The organism is Halosimplex rubrum, from assembly GCF_013415885.1.
GTDB lineage: Archaea > Halobacteriota > Halobacteria > Halobacteriales > Haloarculaceae > Halosimplex > Halosimplex rubrum.
Map to the genome: position 1 here is coordinate 1,254,512 of NZ_CP058910.1, position 21,352 is coordinate 1,275,863.

Consider the following 21,352-nt stretch of genomic DNA (forward strand, 5'->3'; position numbering starts at 1 on the left):
ATAGCTCTTTCTGTCAACCACACGATTCCAAGATCGGCTGGCAGATGGTCAAGCGCAATCTCGACAAACTGAATATTCTTGTCGCCGACAAAGTATACGACTGGTGGTTACTTCGCCAAATATTACGAGCTGAAGATGTAAAATCGGTGCTCAAGCACCGCGAATTTGGCTGGCACGGCATCGCTAATAATCTATTGCCTGATGACACGATCTACCATCAACGCTTGAACGCCGAATCCACATTTTTCGCGCTTCGTCGAAAATACGGCGAGACCGTTCGTGCGCGAACGTGGTTCAGTCAGTTTTGCGAACTCGTCTTGAAATGCGCCGTTAGAAACATCAAAATTAGTGTTAGCCACTCACGACCCTGAAATTACGCGTCTAAACAAGGCCGAGATTTGGATTTACAGATCAGATTTGTCCCACCAGAAAATCATGATAAGGGAAATAAAGAACTCACAGTGGCTGAATGCCACAGTTCCGGCGAATACAAAGAGTGGTTTGAATAGATATGACCGCGGGTGGGAAGTCGCCTGTCTGATAGTCACCCCTTCGTTTCCACTCGAAGGTTAGCCATCTGTCGTTATTTTGTTCCATGTGTCAGCACAGTTCTCGCAGAGATAGCCAGTGAACCCGTCAACTTCGTATCGAGTGACTGTAGTGTCCTCCCTACACCGTTCACATTTCATCGTACAGTATCCCCGGCTTTCAAGCAAAATATTATTTTATAATACCATACAATTCGGGGAATGAGTCGACGATGACGAAACCGCTCGTGTAAGTGGCATTTCCATGGCGTTCTTGTGCCCCGATACATCCTAGTTCCGCAAGACACCGTCTCAGTTGGCGACTTCTCGAATGCCGCTGAGGTTGCCAATAGCGGTCTGCTTCACGCCTTCTTTGACAACCGTTGGACGATGTGGCTTTGAGAGAGTACAGAGGAAGTGATCCTTGGACTGAGAGAGTTTCTTCTGAGTCTTCACTGCCCGCTTCGACAGCCTGTTCTCGGGATCGGTCGGTATCCCACGGGGTGAAGTAGTGTTTCCCTCTTACAGTACGTTTCTTGGATGTTCTCGCCTTCGACGTTGGGTAGGATTCATCCTCGCAGAGGATGAAGTCAGATCGACGGTCGTAATCTGTCGTTGCCCCCTTTGAAGAGTTCATAGACAGTGTATAACACCTTTCTGAGGGTCACGAAATGTGTATCTAGGGTCGATCCCTCCAGAACAGAACTGTCGAGGGCAGCTGCATGTTTTATTTGACAGTCCTGCAGCCAAAATACGGTGTTTTCAGACTCTGAAGTCACCTCCACATTTTTTCAACCAGCTAATCTAACATCGGATTGCCTGCCACTGTTACCCTTGTGCAGGCTTCGTTCCCCGGGAAACTCTTCTCCCTACCCCCCAGCTTCCCCCCCCCCCATCTTTCTTGCTTCAGTCTCATTCGAGGGGCTGAACTAGAAGAGTGTGGGACTATTAACCAATACGCAATTGGCCTACAAACAGTTCCGAGGATTGTGGCACGGCGCTCACGCGATTCACTCCCGCCCTGTTCGCTCCTCGGTTCCGACAGCGCGTCGGAACCTCGTACTCACGGGAAGGGCGGGATTCTCTCGCTGAATCAAGACATCTCTCTATGTCGTAGCTTTTATTCTGAGAAATACAATACGAAGTGGTAAGTATGGGTAACCGATGGATGGCAGTCTTCTTTGTATGGATTCTTCTCCTTGGATCGGCCGGAGCAGGAGTTACAGTAGGAGAACTGGCATCTCAGTCGCCGGCTACCGGGAATCTCTCCACAACAGGTAATTCTGAACCGACAGCTGGACACCCAGTGGAAAGTTCAAACGCCAGTACGAGGCAAACAATAGACCTCGCAGATCGAATATTCAGCAACACGAGACTTAATTCCGGAACATCTGGTGTACCCCATCGTCAGTTGCAATCTACTAGGAATCGAGTACCCCACCTGCGAAGTCCATCGAATCTCGATACCGTTTCTGGCCTCCATGTACCACGGGAGACGATACTAGCTGATTTAGGGCAGACAGTCACGCTGTCCCCACCACCCACCGACCAATCGTTTGCCCCCGGTGGTACCTATCCGATCATCGTGAGTGTCAGGACGGCTAGTGGAGGGATACTAACCGACGATAAGGTAACACAACCGGGGTTGACAGTTACCGTCTCGGGGAATGGGGCCACTATTTCCCGGGCAGTTACTTCGAATACGGATTATCCGACTGTAGCCCGGCCTTCAGAAACAACCGCCGAATTCAGTTCAGAGACGTTCTTCCGGCAGCAGACGAAACACTCCGCGATCGTCTGGGTGAACGTACCCGACGATACAACTGCAAGCAGTATTGATGTTACTGCGACGGCCACCGACGGCGGAACGACTGACGATACAACGACCGGCTCGTATACGATCTCAGAGAGCGGAACCTCTTGGGCGGCACTGGCACGAGGTGCTGAGCGCCGCGCGACGCTTGCCAGCGGGTACCAAGATACGTACCATACTGTTGTTGATCATGAACCCTGGAATCAGACGGTTGGAACCGCCATGCAAGATGCATTCTCAACGGTCGCGGCTGAACAGACGAAGTCGCTGGCGATGAGTGCAGTCCCCTATGCAGGTACGCTGGATAATGCCAAGACTGCCTACGAGATGGCCTCCGGAGACTACCGAGGTGGTGCCGTTGGCAAGACTGGTCGTGTCGCACTCAAACTTGAGGAAAACCTCTTTTCTCGAGTCGATACCGACTACGTGAAACGTGGTGGTAATGCCTCGAAACCACTGAGCCATCTTGAGCGGCTCTACCGAAAGGAGGCAAAAGCGTGGCGAAATCACAACCGTGAGAAGGCGCTTGAGTATATCCAGAAAGAGTACGCGATTATCCGCGGGACGTGCCAGCGGATTGGTCCCTACAAATACTACCCGTCGCTGTCATATGATGCCTGTCTAGCGAACGAGGCGCTTGACCAGAAACAACGGGCTGGAGGAACGGATGTACAGTCGTACTTCAGCGCTCTCTACCAGTGGTCGCTCTCAGAGGAGCGCCATATTACTGAGGACCTGCGACCGCTTGCCAAAGACCCCGACCCACACGTCACGACTGAGCGTGATCTTTCAGCTGTCCGCACTGATCTGGCCGCTCTTGATGTCGGGCAGCAACTTGATGTCGCTTTCGTCGTCTCAAATGGTGACAATTCGGGGCTGACCGGTAGGCAGGGCTACCTCTCATTTTCACACGCCGACAGCTTAACAGTCACCAATGTCGCGAATACTTCTGGTGATACAGAGGCTGCAGGGGTCACGAAGACAGCACCAGGGGAGACCTTGTTTACCAGCACTGGGGACACGATGACGGCGAAATATCCACTTGTTGATATTTATGAATCCTACGAACCGGGTGAACAGAATGTTTACACAGTTACCATTGAGAAAACAGATGCCGACGAGAATCCATGGCTTGCCTATCGCGCTGCATTCAAGCCTGCAATCAGTGAGGACGCGCAGGATGTCTTCGCCCGTTATCCAACTGACAGTGCTTATCCGACCGATCAACAAGGGTGGAGCGCAGTCAATCTCACCACCGGGTCAGTCTCAGTAAATACGCCACCAGTTCCATCGCTGTCGACTTCAAACACACAAGTTCGTCCGAGTGAGACAATCACGATAGATGTAAGCAATTCGTCCGATGATAGTGCTATCGCATCAACATCCATCGAGATCGACACTGACGATGATGGAAACTACGAGCAGAGTTATACAAAACAAACCTTCCAGACAAGTTTCGACGACTCCGGCGTCAAGCGGGTGCGGGTAACAGTCACTGATGACGCCGGTCTGTCAGCAACCACTACGACGAACATCACTGTAATCGAGCGGCCACCCCTGACGGCTTCATTCAGGCTGAACCGAAGTTATGTGACGACTGGCAACGCGACGAAGTTCATTGCAACAACGGCCGCCGATACGTATGAGTGGGATCTTGACGCTGACGGAACCATTGAGAAGACAGGACAGCAGGTAGTCCACACATTTGAGTCCGACGGCAACTACGATGTTACGCTGACTGTCTCGAACGTGTCTGGCCGGTCTGCCTCGACAACAGCGACAGTAGCCGTCGAAGCGCTACAGACTCGTGTTGAACAGCCTGAACCAGTTATCGAGGCACCACAGGCGGTCCCGCCAGGGACGAGTGTCACGTTTGATGCGGGGAACTCGACTGACCAACGGGTACAAAGTGATGGGACCGTTGTTGACGGCTCTATCACGAGGTATGAGTGGGACTTCGGTGGCGATGGGACGGTCGACGCCACTGGTGAGACTACAACACGTACGTTCGAAACTGCCGGTAGCTACATCATCAATCTAACCGTAGCCGACAGTGACGGCAACACAGCGGCCGCAGAGCGCACTCTCAACGTGAGTGTTGATAACCGACCGCCAGTGACAGAGACGGGCATAGACCGAACAGTCAATGAGGGAACTTCGGTTGAACTGGATGGCAGCGGTTCGTCGGATCCTGATGGGGATTCGCTTACCTATCAATGGACTCAGACCAGTGGGACAGCCGTCTCTTTAGCAGATGTATCGACCGCAACACCGACGTTCGCCGCACCGACTGTCGATAGCACGACAACCCTGACGTTCGAACTCGTCGCCTCGGATGGGAGGGCAACCGACAGGGATGTCGTGAATATCACGGTCTCGCCAAATGCGCCGCCGGAGGCAGATGCTGGCCCGTACCGAACCGTTGACGAACGGACATCGGTCGAACTGGACGGAACAGGTTCATTCGACCCTGATAGAGACGGCCTCTCCTATGAGTGGACCCAGACCTTCGGACCGAATGTTACGCTATCTGATCCATCAACCGCGACACCATCATTTACCGCACCAGATGTTGATGGCTGGACGCAGCTACGGTTTGAACTTACGGTCTCGGATGGGATGGCAACGAACACTGATGGCACTGTCGTCAACGTGGAGGAAACAGATCCAACGCCAACAATTTCGTCGAAAGACCTCTGGATTGGCTCAACGGCACAATTCAATGCTAGCAAGTCAGTTGACCCGGATGGTACCATCGCGAGCTATGAGTGGGATTTCGGCAATGACGGGACTATTGATGCCACTGGAGTAACTACTTCACGACAGTTCACGACTGAAGGAGAACGGAAACTATCGTTGACAGTTACTGATGCAGATGGGAACACTGAGACGGTCGTACGGACCTTTGATGTCAATCGGGTCATCGATTCTCAAACATACGACTACACAGTTAATGAGGAGTTTAAGGACGTTCGTCGGACGAGTGATGGATACGTTTTTGTTGGTCGGACAGACCGGCCTACTGGTAGACTATCGGATGCTTGGTTGCTGGTACTTGACCAGTCAGGTAATGAAATACTGAATGAGACCTATGGGACCGCAGGGTACTCAGATATCCCATTCAGCGTCGCGACGCCGAAAAACGGGTATGCGTTTCTTGGCTATCATGGAAATGTTACGAGGGTCAAAGACGATGGGACCGAACAGTGGACTGTGCGGACGGAGATGGAAAACAATGAGCAGATCCGAGCGACAGTTGACGGTGGATTTGTCGCCGTCGGAAGTCATGTGGTGAAATTAGACGAGAACGGCGAGGTAGAATGGTCGGCTCTTGAGACGGTCGACACTACTGAGGATGTAATCCAGTTACCGGATGGTGATCTCGCTGTCACCGGCCGATACGAGAGTTATGATGAGAATCAGACCTACCTCGCAAGGATCACGCCCAACGGTACAGTCAGGTGGCTCGAACGGTACGGAGGGTCGGCCTATACTAGGGGCACCGCGATTACTCGGGCATCGGATGGGGGATTCGCAATCGCTGGTGTCTCCGAGACGAGTAACATGGTGACCCAATATCGTGTGTTCAAAACGGATGTCAAGGGTAATCTTGCGTGGTCAAGATCGCACGGTGGTTCCGAATATGAATTTACGACCGATATAGTTCGAGCAGTCGGCGGTGGATACGTTGTTGCAGGGGAGAGCCAATCTGTCGGTAGCGGGTTACGATCAGGCCTTCTTGTTAAGTACCGGCGCGATGGGACGAAACAGTGGAATACAACGATAGATGGCGGCGACCTCCCAGCAATTACCGCACTGACGCATACCCGGAACGGCAACTACACCGTTGTTGGTGCCCGTGACAATGCTTGGGTCGTGACAGTCCTGGATGATGCCACTGACCAAAATCGACCTCCGCAGCTCAGATACAGCGACTGGCGGGAGATGGTTTCGCCTGAATCCGCTATCACGTTCGATGTGTCGCCTTCGTTTGACTCCGACGGGACAGTCGCTTCTGTTGAATGGGACTTCGGTGATGGAACGACCAAGACCGGTATGACTGTCTCTCATACCTATGATACGACCGGCGAGTACACGGTCACGATCACTGTCACTGACGATGACGGAGCAGTAACTGAAACAACACGCACGGTTACTGTCAGCAGGGATGGGGATACCCCACCAGTTGCCGATGCCGGCCCCGACAGGTTTGTTGACGAGCGGATGATGGTCACGTTAGATGGGTCTGAGTCCTATGACCCAAACAAAGATGATATTCTTGAGTATCAGTGGACGCAAGTTAGTGGCTCCTCAGTCACACTCTCAGACTTTGCGACAGCGTCCCCGACGTTCGTCGCCCCGAACGTCGACGCCCGACAGACACTCACGTTTGAATTAGCCGTTTCTGATGGCAAGACGACAACGACCGATCGCGTGAATATTACTGTCAAACCCGAAATTAATCGCCCTGTCTGGCGGAGCTACGGTGCTGGGACTCGGAATGTGGGGTGGCGGCCCAGAGCGGGTGGGGTCCAAGGGCCTGTCGAGCCAGCGTGGACCCGTGCAACCGATGGAGCAATCCACCTTTCATCACCGGTCATCTGGAATGAGACGGTCTACGTTGGGAGTCGGGATGGTACGGTCTATGCCTTTGATGCGGATTCGGGTGCGACAGAGTGGCGATTCGAGACAGGGAGTTTTGTTGACTCAACGCCCGCTATAGCAAACGGTACCGTCTATCTTGGCAGCGGTGACCATTCCGTCTACGCTCTCGACGCAGCCACTGGCGACAAGCAATGGACCTATGAGACAGAAAGCTTCGTTGATTCTCCGGCCACGATAACTGACGGGACTGTCTACATCGGGAGCGACGATGGCACTGTTTACGCGCTGGACGCCGAAACTGGCAACGAGCAGTGGACCTATAAAACTGGAAACTGGGTCAATACTGCGCCGGCTGTCACGGCTGGGACTGTCTACGTTGGGAGCCACGATGGAACTATTTACGCTCTGGATGAGGAGACTGGTGGCCTCCAGTGGCAGTACGACACCGGAAGTGCAGTTGCCTCATCGCCTGCTGTACTCAACCGGACAGTATATGTAGGGAACAATGATGGCATCCTCACAGCGCTGGACGCTGGATCTGGCGACCCGCTATGGACCTACGAGACTGACAGCGCCATCGCCGCTTCACCAGCAGTAACTGAAGAATTCGTCTATGTCGGTAGCGAGGACAATGCTATCTATGCTGTTGATGCCAATACTGGTGATAATGAGTGGTCATTTGCGACTGGTGACGATGTGACCTCATCACCAGCAGTCGTCAACGACACGGTTTACATCGGTAGCCACGATTCAGAGGTCTATGCTATCGATGCCGATCGCGGTACCGAGCAATGGAGCTATACTACGGGCGGTGCCGTGTGGTCCTCACCGGCCGTTATTGACGGGGTCGTCTACATCGGTAGTACTGACCGGCGTATGTACGCGATCCACGAACAGTAGCCCCTACGGCAGTGGCCACCATGATCCTACGCTTCGTGGATTCAAGAACGCAAACCAAACAGAATTTTTGATCTCAAACAGCCCCGATTTTATTCGAATAGGTGATGAATTACCCTGTCGGTACCAGTGAACTACCCTACCCTACCCTACCCTACCCTACCCTACCCTACCCTACCCTACCCTACCCTACCCTACCCTACCCTACCCTACCCTACCCTACCCTACCCTACCCTACCCTACTCACTCGCCGCTGACGCGGCTCGTCGTTGAGGGTAGGGCTTCCTGCTTCCAAGACGCGCTTTGCAGGAACCGTAGTAGTTCCCGTAGGGAGCACAGTCTTCACAGGCGTTGATTCGGAGCGTCCCTCTCCTACTTGTTTCGCTCCGCGAGAAAGAATGTTCCACGCCGCGTTCCAATCCCTGTCGACGGTGAATCCGCACGACGGACAGGAATGTTCGCGGACCCACAACGGCTTGTCTGTCGAGACACCGCACGCCGCGCACTCCTTGGTCGTCCCCGCTGGTTCGACCGCCACGAAGTGCGTCCCCTCCCGTTCGCACTTGTATTCGAGCAACGAGAGGAACGTCCGCCACGCGGCAGACGCCGTGTTGCGACTGTTCGACGGCGACTCCATCATCCCCTTCACGTTCAAGTCCTCGACCGCCACGAGGTCGTACTCCCGAGCGTAGTAGTTCGAGAGCTTGTGTAGGAAGTCGCGGCGCTTCCGTTGGAAGTCGGCGTGACACTCCGCGACCCGACGCCGTTGCTCCTTCCAGTTGTTCGACCCATGTTGTTTCCGCGAGAGCTTCCGTTGTTCGCGTTCCAAGCGGTCACGTTCGTCCGAGAGGTCGAGCGACCCCACCGCCGTGCCGTCGGTGTCGTGGGCGTACTTGAGAATCCCCACGTCGATACCGACGCACTTCTCGGGATTCTCAGGGCGTTTGGGTGGCTCGCGGTCCATTTGGACGCCGAAGGTGGCGAACCATTCGCCCGTCGGTTCCTTCTTGACCGTGACCTGTTTGAGTGTGCCGCCGTCGGGGATAGCGCGGTGAAGCCGAATCGGTATGTCCGCGAGTTTCGCCCTGTGTTGCTCCTTGAGGACGGGGGCTTAGCGCCTGTGTTCAGCTAACCAGTATTTCATACTGTGTTGAATAGCGGTCTAATCGGTGGTTATCACGGAGTAAAAGGACGAAGCCGAGGAATTCGACTCTGGCTATGGAGGTCAATCTCCTTGGCTTCGTTGAGCAGTGTCGGCAGCTAGTCAAACAAGGTTGGGGATCGCGCGCGCCCGCCAGCGGTGGGTTCGCCCGCTAGAAGCATGTCGTTCTCCACTGTCTTCTGCTCGAAGACGGCCACAGCTACCGTGAAACACCGAATCGGCTGAAGTACATGGCCGAGGTTCGTGACGCACTCGGCTTAGATTGGGACGACCTCCCAGGCTACAGTACGATCTACAAGTCGTTCGACCGACTGAAAATATGGGTGTGACGGGCGCTGCTGCGCGCTTCGGCGCAGCAGCACCCGCAGTCTGGCCATGTAGCACTCGGCAACACATTCTTCGACCGCCGCTCAGCTTCATCGTACTCCTGCCAGCGGCCAGGAAGCAACGTTCAAACGTTGAAAGTCATGACACTCTCCGATAGAGAGTCGCTCGTGGTTCTTGACGTACACATCTCTGCCCGATGGAAACACGATACGAAGACCGGGCCGTAGGTCGTCCGCCGGAACGCGGACGACCTGCTGTCTGTCGCCACTGACAAAGCCTTCCACAACTGGATCACGAGATACGAATTCTACGCGCTCGGTATCGAGCCACTCATCTTACAGCGTGGATCGAGACCGGTGACGCCTGGCAACAACGCACACATCCGGGTAAACATCACTCTCAGCGCTGGATGGCCGAAACATCGTACTTGACGACAAAGCACTCGCTCGGCGACGCCGTGCGAGCGCTCGGCTGGTATCGACAGTTCCATGAGAGCGTCCTCATGTTCGCCATCTCCAACATAGAACCGCTCTGTGAATCACTCTAACCGGGACTCAGCATCTATTCAACACGGCACTAATTTGTTATACTAAACGTCGCTGTGGATTCGGCGGCCATAGTTTCATTCGTCACGATAGCGTCAATCTGGTACTCACCCCCGATGTACCGCTGTGGCAGACTGAACTCGAGAGTTGGTTGAGCGAGAGATTGCTCGCCGTCCCACGTGATAGTTACAGTACTAGTATCCAAAGTTTCGCCCTCAGAGACATCAACTGTTCCTCCGGCAGTCTCAACCGTATTGACCTCCCAGTCTGCCCAGAGCTTGCTAATTTCGATGCTGGTGTGGTCGCTGGCATCCACCGCGATTGTTATAACTCCTCCTGGAGAGATCTCCTTCGAATCAACTGAGGCAGTGATTGATGGAACGGTACCCTGGAATTGTAATTGTGGATAATCATCAGGGTCGGTCAGGACTATCCATGTCTGCTCAAAATCGAGCGCAGGCATGTTTTGTTTCGGTGTCTGGCCTTGCATCTCAGCAGTTTGTAACCCAGTCACATCGCCATTACCCTCGCCGATACCTGTCTGTTGGCCTGTTGACTCAGTATCCCAATACGAACTTCCGATTTCCGAATTGAACCCATTTCCAACGAGACCGCCAATTCTCGTGTTTCCACTTGGAGTACCGGTGGCGTAGCTTGTTTTCACTGTCCCGTTGTAATTGTTTCCAATCAGTCCACCAACATCCATATCACCGCTTGGGGCACCCGTAGCATAGCTCGACTTCACTGTCCCATCATAATTGTTCCCAACTAGTCCTCCAATATTTGTCTCACCGCTTGCAGCGCCCGTGGCATAGTTTGTACTCACTGTCCCCGAGTTCTCTCCGACAAGCCCGCCGACACTTCTAAAACCGTTTACAGGGCCATCAGCATGGCTTGTGCGTACGGTCCCCAGATTCTGCCCAATTAGACCCCCGATCGTACCACCGCCTGCGGCTTCTTGATCTCCCGTCGTGAAATCACCAGTTACGTTAGTATTCGCTGAACATGCACGCACAGTCCCGTTCCTGTTAGCGCCCATGAGTCCACCGGCACGCTCAAACCCAGTGACAGTCCCCTCAACATGGAGATCCGTGACCTCCCCGCCAGCATTATATCCGATGAATCCGATATTACTCATTTCTGGCTGGGAGATATCAACGGTAATCGTGTGTCCATTGCCGTCAAACGCCCCCGCGAGATGCGGTATGTAGAGGCCGTAGGTGACGTTAGTGAGGTCTATGTCTGCAGTCAACTGCCAGTTATTGTCTTGCTGCTGTGTAAACCCAAGTGCGTCCTTGATTCCCTGAACGTCTGCAATCTCAATGTAGGTGTCGACGACGTTCAAACTCTCATAATCTGCTACATTTAGACTCTTTCCAGAGGATTTCCAGTCCTGGTACTGCTCAGAAAATAGTCCACCGGCACTGAGCCGTTGCTCACCGTTGATATTGACTGCTGTAACGTCGTAGTGACTGTTATCCAGTGTTACGTCTCCCTCATACGCCCCAATAATCCCCCCGATAGGATTCCCGCCACTGATGTCGCCACTGACCGAACAATCACTTACTGTCCCATTACGAATTGATCCAATAAGGCCACCAACGTTTCTGCCGCCGCTGACAGTGACGCTGCCAGAACAGCCAGATATTATCCCACCGCTATTGGAGCCGATAAGCCCTCCCGTAGTACCATTACTGTTCACAGTACCATCAATAGAACAATTGGTTACTGTTCCGGAATTCAACCCAACGAGGCCCCCTATATGACCATTACCTGTCACATTGTGGTTTGCGAGCGTGACTCCGTCAATTTTGCCGTCATTCGATTCAATCAAACCGATATCTGATTCATCTGGTCGATCAATAACGAGATCGGCTATCTTGTACCCATTTCCACTAAGTGAACCTGCAAATTCACCAATAGAGGCGCCAAGTGGTTCCCACCCGGCATCGGGGTTTCCAACCTGCTGGTCGTAGCCAGGTGTATTCCGATCTAAATCTCTTGCCAGACGGAAGTCACCCTCAAGATACTCCTGTACATACCGCAACTCGTTCCAGTCCTCGATTTCAATTACTTGGTGGGCCAATCGCAACCGCGGATAATTTTCCGGACCTGTGACTACCCACACATTCTCGAAATCGAATGCCCCCATTGATTGCTTGGCCGTTTTGCCCTTCATCTCGGCAGTTTGCAATCCAGTCACGTCGCCATCACCATCCCCAACCCCCGATTGCTGGCCAGTCGATTCAATGTCCCAATACGATGAGCTCTGCTCACCGCGGACATGAGAACCGACGACGCCCCCGACATAGCTGTCCCCGCTTACTGGACCCGTAGCGTAGCCTGTGTCGCCAGATCCATCGAAATTCTGGCCGATAAGTCCTCCTACATTCTGAGTCCCGCTTGCGCCACCTGTCGCATATGCCTGACTAACTGTTCCGGTGTTTGTCCCAACGAGGCCCCCAGTACTCAATGTTCCATCTACTGTACCGGTCGCATAGCATTTGGTCACTGTCCCATTGTAATTATAGCCAAGAAGCCCCCCAGTGCTTTCGCCGCCACTGATAGTGTTAGCGGCATCGCTTGCGCTCACCTCCCCACCGTTGTTAGACCCAATGAGGCCCCCAACATACTCATTAGCACTGACGCTGCCAGTCGCAGAACAACTACTAATTATTCCATTGGATTCGTTGATTCCAATAAGACTTCCGACAGCACTATCTCCAGTAATATCGCAATCTACCACACTTAACTGCTTAACTGTCCCATCGTTTTCAGCAAACAAGCCGATCTCTCCTTGTTCTGGACGGTTTATAACGAGATCAGAGATTTCGTGACCATTTCCATCGAGTGTTCCACTGAAGGTGCCTCCAATTGGGTCCCACCCGTTGTCAGGATCAGTAACATGCGTGTCGTAGCCTGCGATATTGGCATCTAAATCGTTTACTAGCACGTAATCTCCAGACATCTCGTTCCGTATCTCATCCAGATCGTCCCAATCTGTGATCTCAGTTGCTGTTCTCATATTTGCCTACTTATGATCATAAAGACGTATAGAACCCTGTGTTTTTGTGTCTCATTTCCCCCGTTCACTAGTCGAGTAATTTAGAGCTTGACACCGGAGAGGAAAGCCATACGCCCCACTAAACGGAGTCCGTTTACGTGGTATACTGTTCAACTGGTTGGTCGATACGTCGCTTATCACCAATCGTACGAGATTACCCTGAATTCACCGCCACAGATGGCTCTCCAAGAACAGTTTATACTATTCGGATATCTCCCGCATTGTCAGGGATCTTCTTTCTTTTCGACGATCGTCTCCAATACTGCGGATTGAACCCCAGCGCTGCCTCAGTGCCGTCCCAGGTTGTCCCCGAACTTGTAGCCCCATCAGCGACCCACCGCTGAAGCGGTGTGCTTGTCGGTGGACTCCCGTTCAAACTCTAGGCTGGAGTGGACGTTGGAGACATCGCTCACGTTCAACGTCCCGGCTTCAGGGCAAGCTGACCGTTGTCCAACCCACCGGGACATTTGCTCGATGGGAAAGCTAAGAGCCGCAAATCGATGTTCTTTGCCGTTATAGTCGCTATTACTCTCATACCCACACTCGAGACAAGAGAACCAGCTTGTCTTCTTGTCGCGGTTCGTGCTGGATTGATAGCCGCACTTCGAGCAGGTCTGGGAATAAAAAGCGGGGCTGACCTGATCGACGCGGATATCGTACTCGGCGGCCTTGTACGCGATCTGCTCTTGGAGTTCGCGGAACGCCCAACTATGCATCTGGCGTTTCAGTTGGTCGTCGTGGGCGTCCATCCGCTCGCAGATGTGTCTGGTCTTCGATGGGAATCAACTCAGGGGCGAACGAATCGTCCCTGCAAGCAGACACTAATGAGGGAGACTTACTCTCGTAGGGGATGTGGGAGAATCCGTCCATGGCCATTAATCACCGGTTCTCTCCCCAATGCTGTTGTAGGCTTCAATAACGGGATAGATCCATTGATTCGTGATTCAATCCGGTTGCTGCCTGTTGTAGATGCCGTTTTTGTCTAGTACACTATCAAAAGTACCGCTGTCGGTGACGAACTCCTGAATGGATGCTCATAGCTAAGGGACCCAAGAAGGGGGAGCGGTGCCTCTGACGAGAACACATTTCTATCGATCACACTTAGTGGTATGTCTACGGATAGCTTTCTCCGCCTACCACCCTTCCCTGGACCACCTGCTGGCGTGTACGCGACAACGAGTTCGTTGTCAACTCTAATCACACTTCGTACGCTGGTTGGCGATAGTAGTGACATCTCGACGATACTTACGCAGTGGCCTCTCCAGAGATTGCGCTTTGTCTTGACGTGAGTTAATCAGTCGATCAGTGTCGATAGTGTCGAAGGTTCTTGTTAGACATCGAATTTCGGGCCGTTGAGAGCCTATACTCCGATCAAGGCTGGACAGGCGCCGTCAGTTCAGCTCGGCCGATCGCTTCGACGGCTCAAATTGGACAGTTGCTGCAACCAATCCTAGCAGATTAGACCGATCTCGCCTCGAAAATTATGGGATGAACAGGCGCAAAACCTCGCGCTTTAGCGCGGGGATACGCGCCGTCACTGGATGGCACAAACCACGGACAGTAGCTTTGCTGGATATTCCACGCCAACCGACACTATTAACAAAACAACGTTCATAACCAGTTATGAAGCCAGAAAATGAGTCGGACTATCCGAACGTTCGAGGCGACGATTACGAACCAGCAACAGGTTCGTGACGACCTCGACCAACTCGGATGGGCCGCCTCAAAGCTCTGGAACGTCGGTCGCTACTACGCACAACAACAGTGGGACGAAACGGGCGAGATCCCCGATGACGGGGAACTCAAAGCCGAACTCAAAAGCCACGAACGCTACACGGACTTGCATTCTCAGTCCAGTCAGCGCGTTCTCGAAGAACTCGCTGAAGCGTTCACCGGCTGGTTCGAAAAACGTCGGAACGGCGACGACCGTGCCCGACCGCCCGGCTACCGCAAACACGGAGACTCCCATCCACGTTCAACCGTGTCGTTCAAAGCGGCTGGCTTCAAGCACGACGCACAGTTCAATCGCGTTCGCCTCTCGAAAGGCCGCAACCTCAAAGAACACCGGTCGGACTTCATCCTCTGCGAGTACCAGACTCGCCCGGATGTTGACCTGACTGCGTGGGACATTCAACAGGTTCGAGCGGTCTACAAACGCGACGAGTGGCGACTCCAGTTCGTCTGTCGTACCACCATCGATCCGAAACCGCCGGGTGACGAAGTGGCCGGTGTTGATCTCGGGATTTGCAACATCGCCACTGTCTCGTTCGGCGGCGAGTCGGTGTTGTATCCGGGTGGCGCACTCAAAGAAGACGAATACTACTTCACGAAAAAGAAAGCCACCTGTGACGATTCATCGTCCCGAGAGGCAACTCGACTTGACCGGAAGCGAACGGGTCGCCGGACACACTTCTTGCACGCACTCTCGAAAGCAATCGTGAAGGAGTGTGTCGAACGGGATGTCGGGAGACTTGTCGTTGGCGACCTCGGTGGTATTCGAGAGGACGACGAGAACGGCGACCCACGGAATTGGGGCGATCACGGCAATCTCGACTTGCATGGGTGGGCGTTCGACCGCTTCACGACGCTTCTCGACTACAAGGCGGAAGCCGAGGGTATCGACCTGGAATTGGTTTCGGAACGCGATACGTCGAAGTCGTGTTCAGCGTGCGGCCATACCGACGATAGTCAGCGCGTTGAACGTGGACTGTACGTGTGTGAGAAGTGTGATACGGTTGCGAACGCGGATGTGAATGGCGCGGAAAATATTCGACAGAAGGTACTCCCGAGTCTCGCCACGGATGGCGGCGATAGGGATAACGGCTGGTTGGCACAGCCAGCGGTTCACCTGTTCGACCGTAGTGAGGGCTGTTTCGCCCCACGAGAACAGGTTGCTAACCGCGAACCGTAATATCCCAACGCGGTCGGGAATCCTCGCCCTTCAGGGCGGGGAGGATGTCAACGTTGCCAGACGGAGTCCCGATCAATTTCACTCTCAAGCGAACACACTGCCGGTGAGTGGGTATCCGTGGACGAAGCACGCGCCCGCCTCAGCGATCCCCAAGCACTGGCCGTGAAACACGCCTGTAATCCTCGTTAGGAGGTCGAAGTAGAATTGCAAATTGTTCTTCGCCAGATCAACCCGTGAAAGGGCGCGCTGAGACGGAACAAACACGTTGAAAGAGCGTATACTCATGGCAGGCACGGGACGGAATTCTCCGTAGAATGTGATTCTTGAGACACTACTTATATAATTTAGTTTTTCTGGAATCGAATATACAACATAAAAATAACGGATACGAGCGCATGCATCATCTGAAGTCAAGATCAAGCGTAGGGTGAGGTGAGAGGTCATGGTCTACGACAGTCGCGGGTAGAAGCCATGGTAAAAGTAGTAGCAGGTGGATAATTATCACCGGTTACTGCGACGACAACAGTATGACCGTCCGTGAAGCGGCTCAATTCATCTCGGATCTAACCACGATCGTTGTCCTTGGGTGCCTATATGTGGTCACCCTGGCTGTGGGGGCACTCTATTACGAGATGAAGGAGTTCGTCAACTACCCCACCCTACTTCGCTCACCCTGACGGGTTCGCTTGTGGAGGGTGGGGCTTGTCCGTGAACTCGGCCTCGAACCCGTCCGGGTGGGCATTGAACTTACGGACACGGAGAGGTTCGGAAGCCCGTCATGGTAGATGATGACCTGCGTTTCGGGCTGGGCCAGTACAGTTTCACCTCTGACCGCGGTTTCGGAAACTTACCTAAGACCCGTTTTCTTCCACATCTTGTTGGAATGAGCAAATCATTGGTTTGAATCGCGGAACCGCTCCATGATCTGCAGTGACTGTCGGAGATGCTGTTTTGTATCGTCGTTTTCCGCAGACTGAAGTGCGATCTGGAGATGTGATTCAATTGCTTGAACAGATTCCCTTTCAGAACGTTTCATAGAACGGTCACCTGCCTCATTGTTCTCACCCATCAATATATGAAAGGATCTGGCCCCCAGTACATATCTTTCGGGGAGAGTTTTCAGGAGGTGAAAAGACTTCACGTTGCGGTTTCTTCCTATACGGTATTTTATTTAATTCTGGATTCGTCTCCCTATCTCTTCTCACTTTGGCTTTTCCTGAATACGGGAGAGATACACTGTTAATTCACAAAAGCGCTGGTTTCATTGAGGTGCTAATCGTATTCTGACAAATTGAGGACCACGGACCTGCCGTCGTACATTCAACTGCTTGCACCGCTCACCACTTTCAATTGCCCCGCTAATATACAGGCCGGGCTCTATAAAATCAGGAAACCTTGATTGTTGCCGTTGTACTGATTGTCCCGTCTGTCCTGTCCCAGTTACTGTCACCTCATAGATGCCACCAATATAGCGTGCTGGGAGATTAACGGTGGGTGACGGAGAGACAGAAATTTGGGCTCTCTCCCAGGAATAGTTGCTACGACCATGACTACTGGTATTGTTTGTGAAGGTACTACCATCAGATTGTGCAGAATCAACCGTCCAATCTGTCCAAAGACCGTCAACTATTATTTGGTCAATATCTACTGCTGAGATAGAGAGATCTACGGTGCCGCCACCAGCCGTTGTGTCGCCAGTTGCAGAAACGGATATCGGGATATCCAGTTCATTGCGGGCGGCTTCTGCGTCGAGATATCCGTAACCAATTTTTCTGTTTACTGGGGCCCCAACACTGCCGTCATCAATATCACGAGCAGTCGAAAAGAGCGCGTCTCTAATGTCTGCATTAGAGAGCTTTCGAATATCCGCGAGCAATCCAACGACCCCAGCAACATGCGGGCAAGCTGACGAAGTGCCATAGAACTCTCCAAAATAGGCATCCGACTGAGTTCCACATGAGTCCATTTCTAGGCCACGCCCTCCAAATATATATTGGCGATTTACACACTCTGCACGTACAGATACTACAGCTCAACTGATAAGGAGAAGAGATGCGAGCACGGCGGGATATTGGATTGCAATCTCTGTACACCCACTCAATGCTATCAGTTCACTTGATCTGAATGAGTGCTGTATCGGTTACTGATGTATCGCTACTTGTGCCGGTGATCGTGACTTCATAGGTTCCTCCAACGTAAGGTGGATCAGGTAATTCTACCGTTATTGAGGGCGAAGCACTGTCTATCGGTTCTGGCCAAGTGAGCTCGTACCGACCCTCTTGAGAGAGCTGTGAATCTGGTGATCCATCGCCTGGGTTTTCGCTTACAATTTTCCAATCAGTCCAAAGTTTTTCAAAGACAATTTGTTCCACATCGTGTGCTGAGACTGTGATATCTGCTTGACCGCCTCTTGTTATCGATGCACCGGATGCGCTCACAGAGGGAGATCGTGAGACAGCTGCATTTGCCCAAATACGATTATGTCCGAGTGACCCTAATTCTACACGTGAACCATCACTTAGGTCGTTTCCGTCTATACGGACCGCGTACAAAGCGTTATCCGCTGATCCAACGTAGAGTGTGCCATCTACAACGGTTGGCGCAGACACAAGAACATCATAGGTCACAGCCTCCCAAACGATAGAGCCATCAGTTACGTCTAGTCCATAGATCTTGTTGTCTGCACCTCCCACGTAAACGGTCCCACCGGCAACTGTTGGCGAACTTTCTCCGCCTACACCGATATTAAAAGACCAGACCAAATCTCCATTAGTCGCATCAACTGCGTATACATAACCGTCGCTAGACTGGAAATAGACCGTTCCATTTGCTACCGTCGACGAACTCCAGATCATCCCGCTCGTCTCAAATCGCCAAAGAACATCGCCGTTTGCAGCATCTATGCTATAGAGGTAATTGTCAGAAGATCCGACATAGGCCGTTCCATTAACTACCGTTGGTGAACTCCCGACTCTACCACCTGTTGGTACCTCCCAATTTTTCTCTCCACTCGCTGCATCTATAGCATATATCGAGTTATCGTTGGATCCGATATAGACCGTTCCATTAGCTACTGTTGGTGAGGATCGGACTTCACCATCTGTTGAGAACTCCCACTCTTTATTGCCGGTTGCTGTATCCAAGGCGTAGAGGTGGTTGTCGAAACTTCCGACATAGACGGTGCCATCATACACTGTCGGAGATGATTGAACAATTCCTCCAGTCGAGAATCCCCACTGTTTATCGCCAGTATCAGCATCTAGCGCATATACCATCGTCTCAGCGCTAGATTCCTGTGTAGTTTGCTGTTCAATATTCGTTGCGCCCTCTGGCCCATCTCCCGCCGATTCTTCGACCTGGGCTGAATCACTCGTAGTAGTAGACCAGTGGCCCGCACCCACGTAGACATTCCCGCCGACAACAGTCGGTGATGAGAATACTCTTGCTCCAGCATCAAATTCCCACTCTTGGGAACCGGTCTCAGTATCTATCGCATAGACCTTCTCATCCGCACTTCCGGCATATGCTGTCCCATTCACAACGGTTGGTGATGAAGATACCCAATGATTTGTTTCATACCGCCAGCGTCTGTCCTTGGTGAATGCAGCTGCCTCAGCATCGAGGTATCCCCATCCAATCCTCGTATTGAATTCGCTTGGATCGACAACAGCTGAGTCGCTGATCGAATGCCCGGAGACTGTTAATTTCTCTCGTGCAGTAGCAACGGAAGCATTGACCTGATCACCGAAAAGAAGTCCAATTGCACCACCAATATGCGGTGAAGCAGCTGAGGTGCCATTGAATCCACCATCGTCCTCAAGTGCACCATATCCGCCATATTCTCCTACTGCAGTTGTTGACACCATTGATGGGCCCGCAATATCTATTCCTCGTCGGCCATCCTGTGTTGGGCCTCGTGAAGAGTAGGGTTTGAGGTTCTCTTTGTCTGTAATGCCAGTGCTTGTGGCCTGCACTGCTGCTACGGCAAGCAAATTCTCGTCGGGGCTTGTCGCGGGGATACCGATACTTCGAGACGCCGTTGTAGGACCGTCGAAGAAAGCACGACCCCAATAGAACATATCAAAGTGTTCGTCACCAGTCGCGTTAATTTTCTCAATCTCTAAATAGTACGTTGAAAGCCCACCTCCACCATGCTGGCTCGGCGACAACGAAACAATCTCGATAGGATCGTATGTTTGCTGTGTTATGATTGGGTCCGTCGCATCTTCTGTTTCATAGAGTCGTGCCTCATAGCGTTGGTTATCTTGAGCCCAATCCGCGTCCCAATGGATGTGAATCTCTGCTGGAGTATACATTGGATCCATTTGAACAGGATATCGAGTTGGCGTTGAAAGCGAGGTGTCAAATACCAGGAGGTTCTCGCCGTTGTTCTCAAATTGCCCATCCCAGTGACCGCCGTCCGCTTCATTTCCAGCTGAATTCGCAAATAGTCGACCGCCATCCGTGAACTCGTCAATACGACTACTTATTGGATCTTCTCCATCAATTCGGAGCGATGTAGAATAACCGAGAGACATTGTCGCTCCATCTGGATCGTACGTTTCAATCGCATCAAAGAGTTCGCTGGGTGTTCGAGGCCCGAGTGCAGAAGCGAGAATCAGCTCAGCATCAGGAGCTATATCTGCAACAATCTCTGCACAAGCAGTGCCGTGCTGTTTCGATGTTCCGTCATATTCAGAATCACTCGTGAACTGGCTATCTGGGCCGATGGTCGCAATGATCTGGTCTGCGTATTTCGGGTTGCCAGTATGGAATGTATGATCGATGATTGCAATTCGGGCGCCGTCTCCTGTGATTCCCTCATTTTGAAGGGTGTCGGTGTTCATAACCTCGATACCTTCCGAGATATACTTATCTGCTACTGCGTGCGCCTTTGGAGCACTTCGTTCCTGAAGGTGGCGGACTGACTTTTCATTTGCGAGATTCAATACCTTCTTCGCAGGAACATCCACACCGATATATCCGGCGTCTTCTGACCGGATATCAATTCTATGATCTTCAATAGCATCCTTAACATCCTCTACTTGCCCAGGCTCTGCTCTCACATAGAGTGGCAACTTTTCTTCGGCGTCCACTTTTGCCCCTTCCAGCCCGCTATCTGTCACTTTCTGCGCTAGTCCGCCTGCGATCTTTGATGGGTTACTTTCGCTCATATTTCCCGGATGTTAGATGTCTATGACCGCCCGCTTGCCCACGCTACTATCAGAACCGTTTGCTGACACACCCACCGTTTGTTATTGTCTGCTAAATTATTTTTGATGGAACCTATATCTGCAGATGTCTCCATTCGGTCTCTTGAACTGTACTCTATTCGTGTGTCAAAAATATATAGAACCGGGTTCAAACACCTTGTTTAGACGGTGAATTTCGGCTCGTTGAGGGGCTGTACTTCGATCAATGATGAGCAGACGCCGTCAGTTCAGCCTGTCCGATTGCTTCGACGGCCCAAATTGCCCAGTTGCTGCAATCAATCCAAGCTG

The 21,352-nt window shown here is 52.4% G+C and carries 7 protein-coding genes and 4 pseudogenes; 5 read left to right on the forward strand and 6 right to left on the reverse strand.

Going from position 1 to position 21,352, the window contains the following annotated elements; translation table 11 throughout:
- Window positions 1-5: 5 nt before the first annotated feature.
- Window positions 6-371, forward strand: a pseudogene (locus HZS55_RS06250) (IS5/IS1182 family transposase); the annotation flags it as partial.
- A 1,741-nt stretch (window positions 372-2,112) separates the two neighbouring features.
- On the forward strand, window positions 2,113-7,845 hold the full coding sequence (locus tag HZS55_RS06255; protein WP_179910856.1) for a PKD domain-containing protein: 5,733 nt from the start codon (window positions 2,113-2,115) through the stop codon (window positions 7,843-7,845).
- A 236-nt stretch (window positions 7,846-8,081) separates the two neighbouring features.
- Here HZS55_RS06255 and HZS55_RS06260 read toward each other — a convergent pair.
- Window positions 8,082-8,926 (reverse strand): annotated as a pseudogene (locus HZS55_RS06260) (RNA-guided endonuclease InsQ/TnpB family protein); the annotation flags it as partial.
- Window positions 8,927-9,060: 134 nt separating this feature from the next.
- On the opposite strand from HZS55_RS06260, the pseudogene HZS55_RS06265 reads away from it, so the two are divergent.
- Window positions 9,061-9,878, forward strand: a pseudogene (locus tag HZS55_RS06265) (transposase).
- Window positions 9,879-9,907: 29 nt separating this feature from the next.
- Here the strand turns inward: HZS55_RS06265 and HZS55_RS06270 are convergent.
- Together HZS55_RS06270 and HZS55_RS06275 are read right to left on the reverse strand one after the other, a co-directional pair.
- Window positions 9,908-12,901 carry a GLUG motif-containing protein gene (locus tag HZS55_RS06270; protein WP_179910857.1) on the reverse strand — a complete coding sequence of 998 codons (2,994 nt, stop codon included), beginning with the start codon at window positions 12,899-12,901 and terminating at the stop codon, window positions 9,908-9,910.
- A 365-nt stretch (window positions 12,902-13,266) separates the two neighbouring features.
- Window positions 13,267-13,689 (reverse strand): transposase, encoded by a 423-nt coding sequence (locus HZS55_RS06275; RefSeq protein WP_246308367.1) that lies wholly within the window; start codon window positions 13,687-13,689, stop codon window positions 13,267-13,269.
- 887 nt (window positions 13,690-14,576) lie between these two features.
- Here HZS55_RS06275 and HZS55_RS06280 point away from each other — a divergent pair.
- Together HZS55_RS06280 and HZS55_RS06285 are read left to right on the forward strand one after the other, a co-directional pair.
- Complete coding sequence (locus HZS55_RS06280) at window positions 14,577-15,851, forward strand: RNA-guided endonuclease InsQ/TnpB family protein (RefSeq protein ID WP_179910858.1); 1,275 nt, start codon at window positions 14,577-14,579, stop codon at window positions 15,849-15,851.
- A 527-nt stretch (window positions 15,852-16,378) separates the two neighbouring features.
- Complete coding sequence (locus HZS55_RS06285; RefSeq protein ID WP_179910859.1) at window positions 16,379-16,528, forward strand: hypothetical protein; 150 nt, start codon at window positions 16,379-16,381, stop codon at window positions 16,526-16,528.
- On the opposite strand, the pseudogene HZS55_RS22975 reads toward HZS55_RS06285, so the two are convergent.
- From HZS55_RS22975 to HZS55_RS06295, 3 genes and pseudogenes are all read right to left on the reverse strand, one after another.
- Window positions 16,520-16,597: pseudogene (locus HZS55_RS22975) on the reverse strand (zinc ribbon domain-containing protein); the annotation flags it as partial. The gene HZS55_RS06285 and the pseudogene HZS55_RS22975 overlap by 9 nt on opposite strands.
- A gap of 515 nt (window positions 16,598-17,112) precedes the next feature.
- Window positions 17,113-17,817 (reverse strand): S8 family serine peptidase, encoded by a 705-nt coding sequence (locus tag HZS55_RS06290; protein ID WP_179910860.1) that lies wholly within the window; start codon window positions 17,815-17,817, stop codon window positions 17,113-17,115.
- Window positions 17,818-17,962: 145 nt separating this feature from the next.
- Window positions 17,963-21,025, reverse strand: a complete 3,063-nt coding sequence (locus HZS55_RS06295; RefSeq protein ID WP_179910861.1) for an outer membrane protein assembly factor BamB family protein — start codon at window positions 21,023-21,025, stop codon at window positions 17,963-17,965.
- Window positions 21,026-21,352 lie beyond the last annotated feature (327 nt).